This window comes from Nitratireductor sp. XY-223, assembly GCF_004959855.1.
Lineage (GTDB): Bacteria > Pseudomonadota > Alphaproteobacteria > Rhizobiales > Rhizobiaceae > Hoeflea_A.
Genome location: NZ_SPNT01000006.1, coordinates 103,750 through 117,558, shown reverse-complemented (window position 1 = coordinate 117,558; position 13,809 = coordinate 103,750). Strand labels below are relative to the sequence as shown.

Annotated in this window: 14 protein-coding genes; 4 read left to right on the top strand and 10 right to left on the bottom strand. The window is 64.1% G+C overall.

Features of this window, described 5'->3' with window-relative positions; all coding sequences use genetic code 11:
• Positions 1 to 11 precede the first annotated feature (11 nt).
• On the bottom strand, positions 12 to 2,252 hold the full coding sequence (locus E4M07_RS19715) for a molybdopterin cofactor-binding domain-containing protein (RefSeq protein ID WP_136660115.1): 2,241 nt from the start codon (positions 2,250 to 2,252) through the stop codon (positions 12 to 14).
• A 1-nt stretch (position 2,253) separates the two neighbouring features.
• The gene (locus E4M07_RS19710; protein WP_136660114.1) at positions 2,254 to 2,712 is read right to left on the bottom strand and encodes a (2Fe-2S)-binding protein; all 459 of its coding nucleotides are present in this window, start codon (positions 2,710 to 2,712) and stop codon (positions 2,254 to 2,256) included.
• 149 nt (positions 2,713 to 2,861) lie between these two features.
• Here E4M07_RS19710 and E4M07_RS19705 point away from each other — a divergent pair, with 149 nt between their 5' ends.
• The gene (locus E4M07_RS19705) at positions 2,862 to 3,425 is read left to right on the top strand and encodes a TetR/AcrR family transcriptional regulator (protein ID WP_136660113.1); all 564 of its coding nucleotides are present in this window, start codon (positions 2,862 to 2,864) and stop codon (positions 3,423 to 3,425) included.
• Here the strand turns inward: E4M07_RS19705 and E4M07_RS19700 are convergent.
• Positions 3,422 to 3,856: a hypothetical protein gene (locus E4M07_RS19700; RefSeq protein ID WP_136660112.1), complete on the bottom strand. Its 435-nt coding sequence runs from the start codon at positions 3,854 to 3,856 to the stop codon at positions 3,422 to 3,424. The two genes, E4M07_RS19705 and E4M07_RS19700, sit on opposite strands and share 4 nt — an antisense overlap.
• A 139-nt stretch (positions 3,857 to 3,995) precedes the next feature.
• Between E4M07_RS19700 and E4M07_RS19695 the strand changes: the two genes are divergently transcribed.
• A complete protein-coding gene (locus E4M07_RS19695; protein WP_136660111.1) occupies positions 3,996 to 4,769 on the top strand; it encodes a helix-turn-helix transcriptional regulator in 774 nt (257 codons plus the stop codon).
• Between the two features lie 8 nt (positions 4,770 to 4,777).
• Here E4M07_RS19695 and E4M07_RS19690 read toward each other — a convergent pair whose 3' ends face one another.
• The 4 genes from E4M07_RS19690 to E4M07_RS19675 form a co-directional block, all read right to left on the bottom strand.
• Positions 4,778 to 5,488 (bottom strand): NAD-dependent deacylase, encoded by a 711-nt coding sequence (locus tag E4M07_RS19690; protein WP_136660110.1) that lies wholly within the window; start codon positions 5,486 to 5,488, stop codon positions 4,778 to 4,780.
• Between the two features lie 62 nt (positions 5,489 to 5,550).
• Positions 5,551 to 6,093 carry a hypothetical protein gene (locus tag E4M07_RS19685; protein ID WP_136660109.1) on the bottom strand — a complete coding sequence of 181 codons (543 nt, stop codon included), beginning with the start codon at positions 6,091 to 6,093 and terminating at the stop codon, positions 5,551 to 5,553.
• Positions 6,094 to 6,131: 38 nt separating this feature from the next.
• Positions 6,132 to 6,881: a class I SAM-dependent methyltransferase gene (locus tag E4M07_RS19680; RefSeq protein WP_169054300.1), complete on the bottom strand. Its 750-nt coding sequence runs from the start codon at positions 6,879 to 6,881 to the stop codon at positions 6,132 to 6,134.
• Between the two features lie 167 nt (positions 6,882 to 7,048).
• On the bottom strand, positions 7,049 to 7,798 hold the full coding sequence (locus E4M07_RS19675; RefSeq protein ID WP_169054299.1) for a class I SAM-dependent methyltransferase: 750 nt from the start codon (positions 7,796 to 7,798) through the stop codon (positions 7,049 to 7,051).
• Positions 7,799 to 8,061: 263 nt separating this feature from the next.
• Between E4M07_RS19675 and E4M07_RS19670 the strand changes: the two genes are divergently transcribed.
• The gene (locus E4M07_RS19670; RefSeq protein WP_136660106.1) at positions 8,062 to 8,712 is read left to right on the top strand and encodes a cell wall hydrolase; all 651 of its coding nucleotides are present in this window, start codon (positions 8,062 to 8,064) and stop codon (positions 8,710 to 8,712) included.
• A gap of 6 nt (positions 8,713 to 8,718) precedes the next feature.
• Here the strand turns inward: E4M07_RS19670 and E4M07_RS19665 are convergent, their stop codons facing one another.
• From E4M07_RS19665 to E4M07_RS19655, 3 genes are all read right to left on the bottom strand, one after another.
• On the bottom strand, positions 8,719 to 9,015 hold the full coding sequence (locus E4M07_RS19665; protein WP_136660105.1) for a MoaD/ThiS family protein: 297 nt from the start codon (positions 9,013 to 9,015) through the stop codon (positions 8,719 to 8,721).
• A gap of 3 nt (positions 9,016 to 9,018) precedes the next feature.
• Entirely contained in the window at positions 9,019 to 10,101 is a 1,083-nt protein-coding gene (locus E4M07_RS19660; RefSeq protein WP_136660104.1) for an exo-alpha-sialidase, read from the bottom strand.
• 109 nt (positions 10,102 to 10,210) lie between these two features.
• Positions 10,211 to 11,791 carry a serine protease gene (locus E4M07_RS19655; protein WP_136660103.1) on the bottom strand — a complete coding sequence of 527 codons (1,581 nt, stop codon included), beginning with the start codon at positions 11,789 to 11,791 and terminating at the stop codon, positions 10,211 to 10,213.
• 309 nt (positions 11,792 to 12,100) lie between these two features.
• Between E4M07_RS19655 and E4M07_RS19650 the strand changes: the two genes are divergently transcribed.
• On the top strand, positions 12,101 to 13,750 hold the full coding sequence (locus E4M07_RS19650) for a folate/biopterin family MFS transporter (RefSeq protein WP_136660102.1): 1,650 nt from the start codon (positions 12,101 to 12,103) through the stop codon (positions 13,748 to 13,750).
• Positions 13,751 to 13,809: the final 59 nt, after the last annotated feature.

The window sequence follows — 13,809 nt, the reverse complement described above, 5'->3', positions numbered from 1 at the left end:
GGCGGCGTTCCTCAAACGAAGTCGATATGCTTGTTGAACGGCATTTCGCGGATGCGCTTTCCGGTCGCCGCATAGATCGCATTGGCAAGCGCCGGCGCGGCCGGTGGCACCGGCGGCTCGCCGATGCCGCGGATCTTGTCGCCGTTTTCAAGGCCCCTGACCTCGATCTGCGGACACTGGTAAAGCCGCATGCCCTCGAAGGCGTGGAAATTGTCCTGCTCGGCAATACCGTCCGAATAGGTGATTTCGCAGTTCATCGCGTGACCGAGGCCCCAGATGACCCCGCCCTTGACGAGGTTGTCGAAATTCACCGGATCGACCACGCGTCCGACTTCCGCGGCAACGAAGACCTTGTCGATCTTGATGCCGTCATCCGTGTCGGTGACCTCGACGACCTCCGCCGTCGCCACACCGAAGGACATGCAGAAGGCGACACCGCGGCCGCGCTTCGGCCCGAGATCGCTGCCCCAGCCGGACATTTCGCCGACCGCTTCGAGGACCTTGCGGGAATTGTCGTGCCACATCAGCCGGATGCGTTCTTCCAGCGGATCGGCGCCCGCCGCGACAATGAGCTCGTCGAGGAAACAGTCGTGGAAGAAGCCGTTGCTCGACGCGCCGACCGAGCGCCATGAACTGATCGGTGCAAGGTCGGGCGCGCGGTAGCCGGTCATCCGGTAGTTCGGGATCGCGAAGGGCTGCTCCCAGGCGCCGGCGATGATCTGTGTATCCGGCCCCGGCAGGGAAAGGCCCTGCCGGCCCATCTGCGAGGCGATGACCGACGGCATGGCGATGCCGAGATCATAGGTTTCGACCTTGCCGTCCCTGACCGCTCCGCGGCCCCGCGCCATGGCGATCTGCCGCGGAAAGTCGTGGATCATGTCCTCTTCGCGGCTATAGGTCAGCTTGACCGGCGTGCCTTTCATTTCCTTTGCAATTTCAACGGCCTGCTTGACTACCTCGTCCTCGAGCCGGTGACCGAAGCTGCCGCCGACATAAAGCACATGCACGTGAACGTCGTCGAACTCGACGCCGGTCATCCTGGCGACATTGCCCTGCACGAAGCGCGGGATCTGCGTGCCGGTCCACACGTCGACGCGGTCGTCCTCGACCTTGACGATGGCGCTGATCGGCTCGAGCGGCGCATGCGCGAGATAAGGCGCGCGGTATTCGGCCTCGATCACCTCGGCGCCGGCGAGCGCCGCCTCGACATCGCCGTCGTCGCGGTTGCGGGCCTCTATCTGATCGTCATTGAAGGACTTGCCGAGCGCTTCCCAGTGGGCGTCCATCTCCGGCGGGTAGGACGCCGGGCCCCAGTCGAATTCGATTGCATTGGCGGCCTGGATGGCGCGCCATGTGTTGTCGGCGACAACGCCGACGCCGCCGGTAATCGGCACGATCTCATTGACGCCGCGCATCTTTTCCGCGGCACTCGCGTCAAAGCCGTTCATCGCGCCGCCCTGGCGCGGGTTGAGCTTGACGGTGGCATGCATCATGCCGTCGATCTTGAAATCGACGCCGTAGGGCAGCGTGCCGGTCGATTTGGCGACGATATCGTGGCGGCGCATCGGCTTGCCGAGCAGGCGCCACTCGCTCGGATCGCGCAGCGTGACATTGGTCACCGGCCTGATCGTCGCAGCGACCGGGGCGAGTTCCACATAGGTGAGTTCCGATCCGTCCGGCAGTTGCACGGCGCCCTTCGCGGTCTTCAACTGCCCGACCGGCACCCCGGACTGCTTGGAGGCCGCCGCTTTCAGGGTCTCGCGGGCGACCGCGCCCGCCATGCGCAGCTTCTCGTATCCGTCCGGTACCGAGGTCGAGCCGCCTGTCACCTGCATGCCGAGGAACTTCATCAACACGTCCATGACGCTGCGCACCGATTCGGCCATCATGCTTTCATCGGTCGAGCGGAACGGCGCGCCTTCTTCCGAAAGCGCCGTGTTGTAATAGGCCGGGCTCGGCCTGCCGGGATCCACCCGCACCTGGTCGAGATCGATGTCGAGTTCCTCTGCGATCAGCGCCGCCTGGACCGAATAGGCGCCCTGCCCGAGATCGGTGCGCGGGGTGATCAGCGTCACGCCTTCGGAATCGATCTTCACGTAAGGCGTGATGACCGCCTCGCCTTCCGCGAGGTTCGCCATCAGCGGGTTTTCACCTGGGCGCTTGTACATGTAGGCGCCGAAGGCGACGCCGCCGGCAATGGCGACCGATCCGATGAGGAAGGTACGGCGGGCGATCGTTGTTACGCGTCCCATATCATGCACTCCTCAGGTTCTTGGCTGCCGTCTTCACCGCCTCGCGGATGCGCGGATAGGTGCCGCAGCGGCAAAGATTGGCCGACATCGCGACATCGATATCCTCGTCGGTCGGATCGTCATTGGTCTCAAGGAAGGAGGCCGCCGCCATGATCTGCCCGGACTGGCAATAGCCGCACTGGGCAACCTGGTGCTCCACCCAGGCGGCCTGGACCGCATGCAGGGCGTCCGGCGTGCCGAGACCCTCGATTGTCGTTATCTCGCCGTCGACCGCTCCGGCCGGCAACTGGCAGGAGCGTACCGCCATGCCGTCCACATGCACCGTGCAGGCGCCGCACTGGGCGATGCCGCAGCCATATTTGGGTCCGGTGATCCCAAGCTCGTCCCTCAGAACCCACAAAAGCGGCATGTCTTCTTCGACATCCACCTCGTGGACCTGGCCGTTCACGGTGAGTTTCATGGAGTAATCTCCTTTACAGATGGCTGCGGAACCGACTATTCACAACCGACCGGTCAATATGGGACATGCGTCCAAATGACCGATCGGCGCCAACGGCCCCCGGCTGGCATAGATATTGACAAGCTAACAGAATTTGTCAAGTTGTAGAAATGAATGACAAGGAAAGAAATATCGTCGAGACCGCCATCGGGGTGATTTCCCGCTATGGCGTGCGCCGCACGACCATGAGCGACATCGCTGCGGCGGCCGGTATTTCGCGTCAGACGCTCTATTCAAGCTATGCGAACAAGGAAGAGGTCCTCGCCGCCGCCATCTGCTATTCGACGGACCGGACCATGGAGGCGCTGGAGGCCGACTGGAGCAAGGACGGATCGATTGCCGACAAGCTCGATGCCTATTTCCAGCACTGCGTCATCGCCTACTACGACATGCTGAGCCAGATGCCGGATGCCGAGGACCTGGTGACCGGCTACAACACCGTCGGCAAGGCCGAGCAGGACAAGGCCATGCAGCGCAAGGGAGAGGTTCTGGCCTCTCTCCTTGCGCCCTATAGGGACAAGCTGGCCAGGGCCGACATGACGCCCCAGGACCTGGCGGATATGGTGTTGAACGCTTCGTCCAACTTCAAATATGTGGCGAAGGACCGCGCGCATCTGCTGAAGCTGATCGCTTCCCTGCGCAAAGCGGCCCTGTCGCTCATCGGCGAGGTCTAGGCGGAGTTGGCAGCGGCCTCGACCGGCCGCCACAGCGGCACCACAAAAAGGACCAGGAAGCCGACATTGTAGAGCGCATTCATCGGCGCGCCGGCAAGCGCCGACCCGAGACTGTCGATAACGAACCAGACCACCGCCGCGGTCAGGATCATGCTGCGCGCCAGCGCCGGATCGCGCGGCAAGAGCCGCGTTGCCGTGATCCAGATCATCACGCCCCAGCCGGCGATCACGCCGCCGGTTATCGCCCAGAAAAAACGCGCCGCCGGGTCGAGCTGCGCCGGTGAGCCGTCGAGCGGAAAGAAGGCGAGATCCGCAAAAAAGCGGGTGATTTCAGAGGTCGCCGGCAGGGCGCCGATCGGTCCCAAAAGCCCGAAGCCAACAAGGACGACCGCGCCCGTCTTGAGCCAGTTTTGTGCCGTTTCGATATGCATAGCCTCATCTCCTTGCGATTGACATGGGCCATGGGATAGCCGCCGGGCCGACGAGCCTCAATTACCTTGGAGGTAAGTGTTTCCTGCCTCCGCAGCCGCTATATTGCACCCAAACGCACAGCCACCCGGGGTTACATCCATGCAGAACGCTTTCGGAGACACGTTGAAGGAATGGCGCGGCCGGCGCCGCATGAGCCAGCTCGACCTCGGTCTCGCCGCCAATGTCTCGGCGCGGCACATCTCGTTCCTGGAGACCGGCCGCTCGCGGCCGAGCCGGTCGATGGTGCGGCTCTTGTCGGAATCGCTGGAGCTGCCGCACGGCGCCCGCAACGCTTTCCTCGGCGCGGCCGGCTTCGCGCCGGCCTACCGCAAGCGCGCCCTCGACGATGCCGACATGGCGCATGTGCGCGCCGCCGTCGACTGGACGCTGGAACGCCACGACCCCTTCCCTGCCATGGCGCTCGACCGGCACTGGACGGTCGTCAAGGCAAACCGCTCGGGCGGCTTCCTGCTCGCCGGCGCCGGCATTTCGACCGGCGACAGCCTGCTCGAGGCGCTGACCGACACAGGCAGGATGCAGGATGTACTGGAAAACTGGCGCGAGGTGGCCGAGCACATGATCGTGCGCCTTCGCACCGAAAGCGCCCATCTCGGCGGCGACGACGTGCTCGACGCGACGGTGGGTAAACTCGAAGCGGTGCTCGGTCCGCGCACCGGCGGCGCCGACGGCCCGCTGCCGGCCATCATCCCGGCCCGCTACCGGGCCGGCGACCGGGTGCTTTCTTTCTTTTCGACCATCGCCCAGTTCGGCTCGGCCGAAGACATCGCGCTGTCGGAGCTGCGCATCGAACTGCTGTTTCCCTCCGACGACGAGACGCGCGACACGCTTGCGATTGTAGGGCAGAACGGCTGAGGCCGTGGTCACCCCCCGTTCAGCAGCTTCTCCACATAGACCGGCACGATTTCCGTCGCCTTGCCATGGATGGCCTCGTCGAAATGGGAGATGCCTTCGGAAGGTTCGAGATTAAGCTCGACGGTGCGGGCGCCGGCGCCGCGGGCCTCGGCCACGAAGCCTGCCGCCGGGTAGACATTGCCGCTGGTGCCGATGGAGATGAAGAGGTCGCACCGCGACAACGCCGCATAGATCCGCTCCATCTGGTAGGGCATCTCGCCGAACCAGACGACATCCGGCCGCAGCCCGCCCCTATTGCCGCACTGCCGGCACACGTCGTCCGCCGAAAGGTCCCGGTCGTAGGGTTCGCGCCCGCCGCAATGGTTGCACAGTGCCTTGACGATCTCGCCGTGCATGTGAATGAGGTTGGTCGTTCCGGCGCGCTCGTGCAGAGGATCGATGTTCTGCGTCACCGTCAGCACCTCGCCGGGATGGCCGGCTTCCAGCCGTGCCAGCGCCGCATGCGCCGCGTTGGGCTCGACGCCGCCCGAATTGTTGCGCCGGCCGTTGTAGAAGTCGAGCACGCCCTGCGGATCGCGCATGAACGCTTCCGGCGTCGCCACGTCCTCGATGCGCACCTTCGACCAGATGCCGTCCTTGTCACGGAAGGTGGAAAGCCCGGATTCGGCCGAAAGCCCGGCGCCGGTGAGGATGACGATGCGCTCGAATGAATGTGCCATGCGGCGACTTTAGGGGAAGATAGCGCCGCCGTCAGGCACTAAATGAGCGGCAATCGGACCGGTCAATCCTCCACGACGGCAACATGAAACAGTGCCCACACGCCCTTGCCGCGCAGTTGCTTGTCGAGGTCCGCGTCGCCGGTCTTGGGAAAGACGAGCTTGGCGGGACCGAGTTCGCCGATGGATAGAGGCCGGTCGTCGACCGAAATTGCGATGATCGGCTGGTGTTGCTCAACGACAGCCATCTCGAACTCCGCCGCATAGCCGTCGAGGCCGGTCAGCGCCACGCGGGTTCCGCCGGCTCCCACGGCGTCGAGAAGGTCGGTCAATAGCGGGCCGCTATAGGTTCCCTCGGCCCGGGGAATGTCATCCTCGTAGCTTGTCTGGGGCAGCGCTGACAATTCCTCCCGGGTGAACGCGAAGCCGTTGTCGAAGGCGATGCCGTGATGGGAGAAGAGGCCGTGCGTCCGCTCGTTCACGGGGCTTCGGTTGGTTTCGCTGATCGCGCCCGAGATGGTCACCACCGCGGGACTGTCGGCGAACGCCGCCGCCGGTGCCAGGGCCAGCCAGGCGAGAGTGGCAACAAGAGCTGCAAGGCGTTTCATGGCGCGCTCCTTCCTTTTACCGGCAACGGTCCGTTCCGTCAGATCATGCGCGCCCGGCGTGCCGAGAAGACAACGCATTGCGGGTTCTTGCGCCATTCAGCGTAGCGCGCCTGCAGGTCCGGGCGGCTGTCGGGCAGATCGGTTCCCTGCCAGGAGAAGTCCCGCAGACCGGCCATGCCGAGCTCACGCTCCAGGACGTCGCGGTCCCAGCGCCAGACCGGGCAGCGGAAATCGCCAATGCGCATGATGCATTCCGGTTCGCTGTCGTAGTCGATGAAGACGCCCTCTTCGGCCTGCGCCAGCGAATGATCGTCATCCGGGTCGAGATCGGGGCTCAGCGTCACCAGCGCGCAGCGCCCATCGACCTTGAGGTTGCGGGAGATGAAGCGACCCATGCCCCAGATGCCCTCGGGCGTGTCGGCATAGAGGAAGACATAGAGCCCGGTGACGATATCGACCGGCGGCAGCGTGAGGCCGGAGTTGCGCAGGTCCGCCTGCACGAACGCGACCCTTTCCCGCTCATCGGCCGGCAGCAGCTTGCGCTTTTCCTCCGCCCGCTTGAGCATTTCGCCCGAGATATCGACGCCGATGACGGATTTCGCGCCCATTTCGAGCAGCTTCCAGGTGAGGCGGCCATCGCCGCAGCAAAGATCGATCACCGTCTTGCCGGCGGGATCGCCCATGGTTTCCATCAGCGTGTGGGTCGCAAAGAGATCAAGATCGTCCTGCTCGTCGGTCCGGCAGATGGTGTCGAGATAGGCGTCGGTGTTGAGGTCGTAATCGGCCATCGCCAATCCTCCGTTCATCCAAACTGTTTGACTGTGAGATGGCGACGAAACGGGTGTTTACAAGAAAAACCGCGCTCCATTACGGCGAATTAACGTTGTGGCGAAACGAAGGCAAAGCACGTTGCCGCCACATCGCCATTCACCGGCCGCGCCCCATGTGCTGCTACCTAGATCGGGCGCGCACGGCGCGCCGAGAAGACGACGCATTGCGGGTTCTGCCGCCATTCGGCAAAGCGCGCCTGGAGGTCCGGACGGCTGTCGGGGAGATCCATGCCGGTCCAGGCCAGGTCGCAAAGGCCCGCCATGCCGAGCTCGCGCTCCAGCACCGCGCGGTCCCAGCGCCAGATGGGGCAGCTGAAATCGCCGATCTGGAACCTGCATTTCGGCTCGTCCCGGTAGTCGATCAGGATGCCCGCTTCCGCCTGAGCCGCCGAATGATCGTCCTCGGGGTCGATGTCGGGGCTGAGCGTCACCAGCGCGCAGTGCCCGTCGGCCTTGAGGTTGCGGGAGATAAAGCGGCCCATGCCCCAGACGCCCTCGGGCGTGTCGGCATAGTGGAAGACGTAGAGCCCCGAGACGATATCGACCGGCGGCAGCGTCAGGCCGGAGTTGCGCAAATCGGCCTGCAGGAACCGGACCCTTTTCTGCTCGTCGGCCGGCAGCAATTGCCGCTTTGCCTCCGCCCGCTTGAGCATTTCGCCCGAGATATCGATGCCGACAACGGATTTCGCGCCCATTTCGAGCAGCTTCCAGGTGAGACGGCCGTCGCCGCAGCAAAGATCGATCACCGTCTTGCCGACGGGATCGCCGATCGTCTCGAACAGCGTATGGGTGGCGAAAATATCGAGGTCGTCCTGTTCGTCCGCCTGCGCAATGGTGCTGAGATAAGCATCGGTGTTGAGGTCGTAGTCAGCCATCGGCGTTCCTCCGTTCATTCACGTTCTTTGAATTTGAGATGGCAATGAAACAGGTGTTTACAAGTCAAAACCGCGCAGCCTTACCGCGATTTAATCTTGTGGCGGGATCGGGGCAGAACAGCCCGATAGCGGCCGCGACGTCAGCTGGAGAACCCCCCCATCATGCCTAACAAGCCGTTAATTTAGTCAATAAAATCCGCATCTTAGACTTTCCGGAATCTTGATTCGATTGCGTCACACTCCCCCGAGGAAGGGATGTTGTGATGTTTCGTATTGTCACGTCGATAGCGATGTGGGTGCTGATGACGCTGGCCGTTTGCGGCCCGGCGAATGCCGCATCCTTGTTCGCGCTCAAGATGACCCTGGCGTCGCCGGGTTTCCTGATGGTCACGCCGCGTGTGCCGCTGGTCGACTGGCGCAACGCCGGCAGGGAAAGATACTGCCTGGCGCTCGCCATTTATCACGAGGCGCGGGGCGAGCCGGCGCACGGCCAGCACGCCGTTGCCGTCACGATCCTCAACCGGGTGCGCTCCAGCGCCTATCCGGACACGGTGTGCGGTGTCGTTTTCCAGAACGCGCACAAGTTCAACCGCTGCCAGTTCTCCTTTGCGTGCGACCGGCTGAGCGATTTTCCGAAGAATGCCGCGGCGTTCCGCCGTTCGCACGAGGTCGCCGAATTCACCACCCGGTTCGATGCCGCGATGGACCATGAACTGGCCCCCGGCGCGCCTTTCGCGATGCTGCGCGGAATGACCCACTACCACCGCCACGATGTGCGGCCGGTCTGGTCGAAGAAGCTCAAGCGCCTGGCGCGCATCGGCGATCACGTGTTTTTCCGCAGCGAGCGCGTCGTCAGCCGCTATCGCGCGGCACCGGTCGCAATGCTGGTCAGGACGGCGTCGGTTGCCAACTGACCGCCGTCATCCGCCGGACATCGCCGTCAGCACGTAGACATCGGTCCGGTCCGGCAGCGGCGTATCGAGTTCCGCGCGCACCCCGTCGACGAAAATACTGATATGCGGCCGCACCGCGGGCGAGGTGTCGGCCAGGCGGTCGCGCATGCCCGGCCAGCGACGGTCCAACTCGTCGAGCATGTGGCCGACGGAGGCCGCATTGACCAGACTGCGCGCCGGGGCATCCGGGAACAGGCGCCGCAGCGGATCGCACAGGATAACGGTGACTTGCGGCACATTGCGCAGGGCCTGGTGCTCGGACATCGCTTAGGCGTCCGTCACGAAGGTCTCGACCGAGGTGATCACCGGAAGATGCTCGGCAATCCGTGTCCAGTGATCGCCCTCGTCGGCGCTGACATAGAGCGAGCCGGAACTGGTGCCGAAATAGAGCCCGGCCGGCTCCAGCCCGTCGGTCGCCATCGCCTGGCGAAGCACACCGAAATAGGCGCCCTCCTGCGGCAGGCCGTTGCGCAGGTCCTGCCAGTTGCGCCCGCGATCGCGGGTGCGCCAGACCGCCGCCTTGCCGTCCGGCATGAAGCGGCCGATCGCATCGCCGTTGAGCGGCAGCAGGAACAGCGTGTCGGGATCGCGCGGATGGGCGATCGCCGGGAAACCGAAGGTCGACGGCAGCCCCTCCTCGATGCACTCCCATTCCTCGCCGCCGTTCTCGGAGACATACATGCCGCAATGGTTCTGCTGGTAGAGCCGGTTCGGCATGCCCGCCGCCATGGAAAGCGAATGTACGCACTGGCCGAATTCCGGATAGCGCTGGTCGTCGGGGGCGTAGTCCTGCCGCGTGCCCCTGTTGCGCGTCGTCCATGACGCGCCGCCGTCGTTGGTATGAAAAACGCCGACCGCCGAGATGCCGATCCACATCTCGTCGGCATCATCGGGATGCGGCACTATATGATGCAGGATGAGGCCCGCCCCGCCGGGCATCCATTCGGGCCGCGAGGGGTGATTCTGCAGACCGTCCAGGTGGGTCCATTCTTCGCCGCCGTCGTCGCTGCGGAACAGGCCCGCCGGCTGCACGCCGGCCAGCAGCCGGCCGTGCGAGGCGTTGAGGCTCCATACGCAATTGACCGGCGTCTCGCCTTCCGAATAGGCGAGCCCCTCGCTCGAATGGGTCCAGGTCTCACCGAGGTCCGTGGTCTTCCACACCGCCGGCCCGAACCATTCGTTGCCGCCGCCGGCATAGACGGCGCCGGTGGCTGGATCGCCGATCACGTGGTTGATCGGCCAGGCCTCGCAGAACGGTCCGCGCACCGACCAGTCGCCGCCGTCGCGGTCGCCGTCGAATATGAACACGCCCTTCTTGGTGCCGACGAGGATATGCAGGTTACGCGGCATCGTTTCCTCCCGCTGACGGTCTCACGCGCCTCGGGCAGTATGGGCTCTTTTGATGACAATTGGCAAACGGCGGAGCTTTGGAGCAAGGCCGCTCCGGCGCATGTCCGTGTCAGTTGGTCGCCACCAGGTCGAGCAGCTCGCGCACCTTGGCAACAGGCACACCGAGATTGGAGCCGCCGTACTCGGGCAGGATAGCGGTATTCACCGCCACCACGTCACCATTGACGTCGAGCACCGGCCCGCCGCTGCCTCCGTGCGTGGTTTCGGCATCATAGGCGATCGTCTCGCGCGACACGCCGCCGACGATGCCGCGGCTTGCCAGCGGCATGATGCGGCCGGCCAAAGCCAGTCTTTCGGCAACGCTCCAGAAGCCGGTCTCGCCGGTTTCCCGCAATTCTTCGATAAAGGTCTCGCCGGCCTGGGCCAGCATGGAACGCAGACCCGTCGGGTAGCCCATGAGGATGATCTCGTCGCCGGGTGCGGGCGGCGCGCCGGCAAGGCGCAGGCCCTTGGTCTGGAAAACCTCCTCGGTCTGCCGCAACAGCGCGATATCGGCCGTGTCGCTCGACCGCACCAGCGCGACCGGCACGGCATCCGGCAGGCCCGGAATATAGGCGATGAATCGGGTCATCACCGGCTCCAGCCCCTGGGCGAGCATCATCTTGACATTGGCATCGTAGTCCCACGGCACGCCGACATGCTTGTTGGTCACAATCAGACCGTTGTCGCCGATGATAAATCCGGTTCCGGTGAACTGGCGCTCGGCGACCGGCCCCGTGCCGTCCAGCGACAGAGACGGCAGGCCGCTCGGCATCGGTATGGGCTTGCCGTCAGCGTCGACCACGATGCGCAGCATGCGCTCGCCATCTTTTTCCTTGAAGCCCCACGCGCCTTGCAGGAACAGGACCGATGGCATCGATGTGGCGACCACCTTGGCGCTGGCCTCCGAACGCCGCTCGATATCGGTGACGCGCTCCGCCTGGGTCGCCAACTGGCCGCGCAGTTCCTGGCTGAGCGCCTGGAGATCCTCGGGCCTCAGCGCCTCTTCCTGCGATCGCGCGAACGTGCTTGAGAAATTCTCAAGCTCCGCCACGCCGCTTTCGATCTGGGTGTTCTGCAGCGTGTTGATCTTGCCCTGCTGGTAGACGAGCCAAGCGAGGGCGACGATGGCGAGGACCACCGAAAACCGGAACAGGATCGTCGTCTCCCCGGCAAGGCGCGAGGCGGCCTGCCGGCAGCCGCGTGCCAGGCGTTTCGGCATCGGCTGGCGGCTGTTGCGGAAATAGGCGAACGCGTCGCCGAAGATATCGCCGACGCTCTCGGGCATCGGGTGCTTGTTGTCGTAGACGTAGCAGCGCGACATCGGCCCGTTGTTGCCGAACTCGATCGTGTCGTGATGGCTGAGGCGCGACGAGTTCACCTGCTGGCGATTGACCCAGAGCTCCGCGTTCTCGACGGTCTCGATCTCGTAGCCGCTCTCCTTGCGCTGAATCCGGGCGACCCAGCCTTCGCGGGCGTCGTCGAATTCCTCCACCACATGCATGTGCCCGTAGGGGCCGAGGCGCAGATAGACCGATTGCTGCCAGATCCACGTGACCGTGCCCCGGCAGTGCCCGGTCATGTGCTCGAGCGCCAGCACCGACTGGGTTTCGCCGAATTCGGTCGCGGGCTGTTGTACCTTGTCGTCCATGGCTGCGTTTTGTCCTCGGTGCTCACCTCAAAACATAGCGTAGAGCGCTGCGCTGTTAAACAAATGCATGAACGCGGGACATGCACCGATTCCCCGGCCGATGGTCGTCCGGAGCAAGTCAGTCGAAAACATAGCAATGAATTCAGCGGGTTGCGGCCGTTAACAATCCGGTGATCTCAAAAAGCTCATGCTGAACAATAAGGTGAAGTGCGCGATGGCCGCGGTGATCGGCCCGTTTCGGCCGCCTATTGACCGGTATCAACGCCGGAAGTGCCCAAATCTGCGTTAATGTCGGCGCAAGGGAAAGAAATGACCGACGTCGCCACACAGGACCAGCCGTTTATTCGCCGCCTGGCGCAGGCCGTCTTCGTCGATCTGTACCGCCAGTTCCGGTGGTCGTACCTGCCGCCGCTGATGGTCTATTTCGCCGCCGGCATTTCCGGTCTGACGGCCATTGTCGGCACGTTCTTCGTCAAGGAATATCTCGGCCTTTCGGCCGCCTTCCTCGCCGGCCTTGCCTTCTGGGCCGGCATTCCATGGGCGCTGAAAATGCCGATGGGGCATCTGGTCGACATCATCTGGCGCTGGAAGGGTGCGTTGATCTTCCTCGGCGCGGGCCTGGTCACCGCCAGCCTGATGATCATGTTCGCGCTCATCGCCTACACCGCCGATATGGTCGCGATCATGCCGATCTCGGCCTGGTATGTGCTGAGCGTCCTCCTGGCGCCGAGCGGCTACGTCATCCAGGATTCGGTCGCAGACGCGATGTCGGTGGAGGCGGTGCCGCGCCATGCGCCCGACGGGCGGCCCCTCGACGAGGCCGAGACCAAGGCGCTGCACACGACCATGCAGACACTCGGCCGCATTGCCCTGATCAGCGGTCTGGTGTTCGTGGCGCTTCTCAACATCTTCATGTTCGCCGGCGTCGAGAACATGAACCAGGACGACAAGGCGGCGGTCTATGCGCGCATCTATCTCACGGCACTGGCGATCCCGGCGATCTCGGTGTCCGGTGTGCTGCTCGCGTCGGTCATGAAGGCACACCGGCGGCGCGCGCTGCGCCGGCGCGGCCGGTCGGAGGAGGAGATCGCCGCCGCGGTCGACCGGCCGGTGGACAAGGTCGAGCCGAACTGGTGGTATTTCATCGGCGGCGGCCTCTTTGTCGCCCTGACTCTCATAGTGGGCCTGTCCGACATCGCCTTCTCGCAGGAGATCGTCTTCACCGGTTCCATGGCCATCGTCCTCGTGCTGATGCATCAGCTGATCGCAAGGCTCGACCGTGAACACGCGCGGGCGCTGATCGGCACGGCGATCATCATCTTCGTCTTTCGCGCCGTTCCGCTGCCCGGCGCCGGGGCCACCTGGTTCTCCATCGACGTGCTCGGTTTCGACCAGCAGTTCCTTTCCGTTCTGTCGCTGATCGCCTCGATGCTGACGCTCGCCGGCATGATTGTCCTGCGCCCGCTCATCGCCACCAGGACCATCACCCATATCGTCGTGCTTCTGACGATCGCCGCGGGCATCCTGTCGCTGCCCAATATCGGGCTCTATTACGGCCTTCACCACTGGACGGCGCCGCTGACGGGCGGTGTGGTCGACGCCCGCTTCATCGCCGTCATCGACACGGCGATTGAATCGCCGCTCGGCCAGATTGCCATGATCCCGATGCTCGCCTGGATCGCCAAGAACGCGCCCTACGAGCTGAAGGCGACGTTCTTCGCCGTCATGGCCTCCTTTACCAATCTTGCACTGTCGGCGAGCAGCCTTTTGACCAAATATCTCAATCAGATCTTCGTCGTCACCCGCGAGGTGCGCGACCTTGCCACCGGCGAGATCGTCACGTCCGCGGACTACGGCTCGCTCGGCCGGCTGCTGATTGTCGTCGCCGTGACCGCCGTCATCGCACCGCTGATCACCATCGCGCTGGTCCAGCTCACCGTTTTCAGGACGAACGAGTAAATTCCGCTACAATTGACCTCGCTCAACGCGGCGACGCGGCCGATCTGCAATCCTGATAG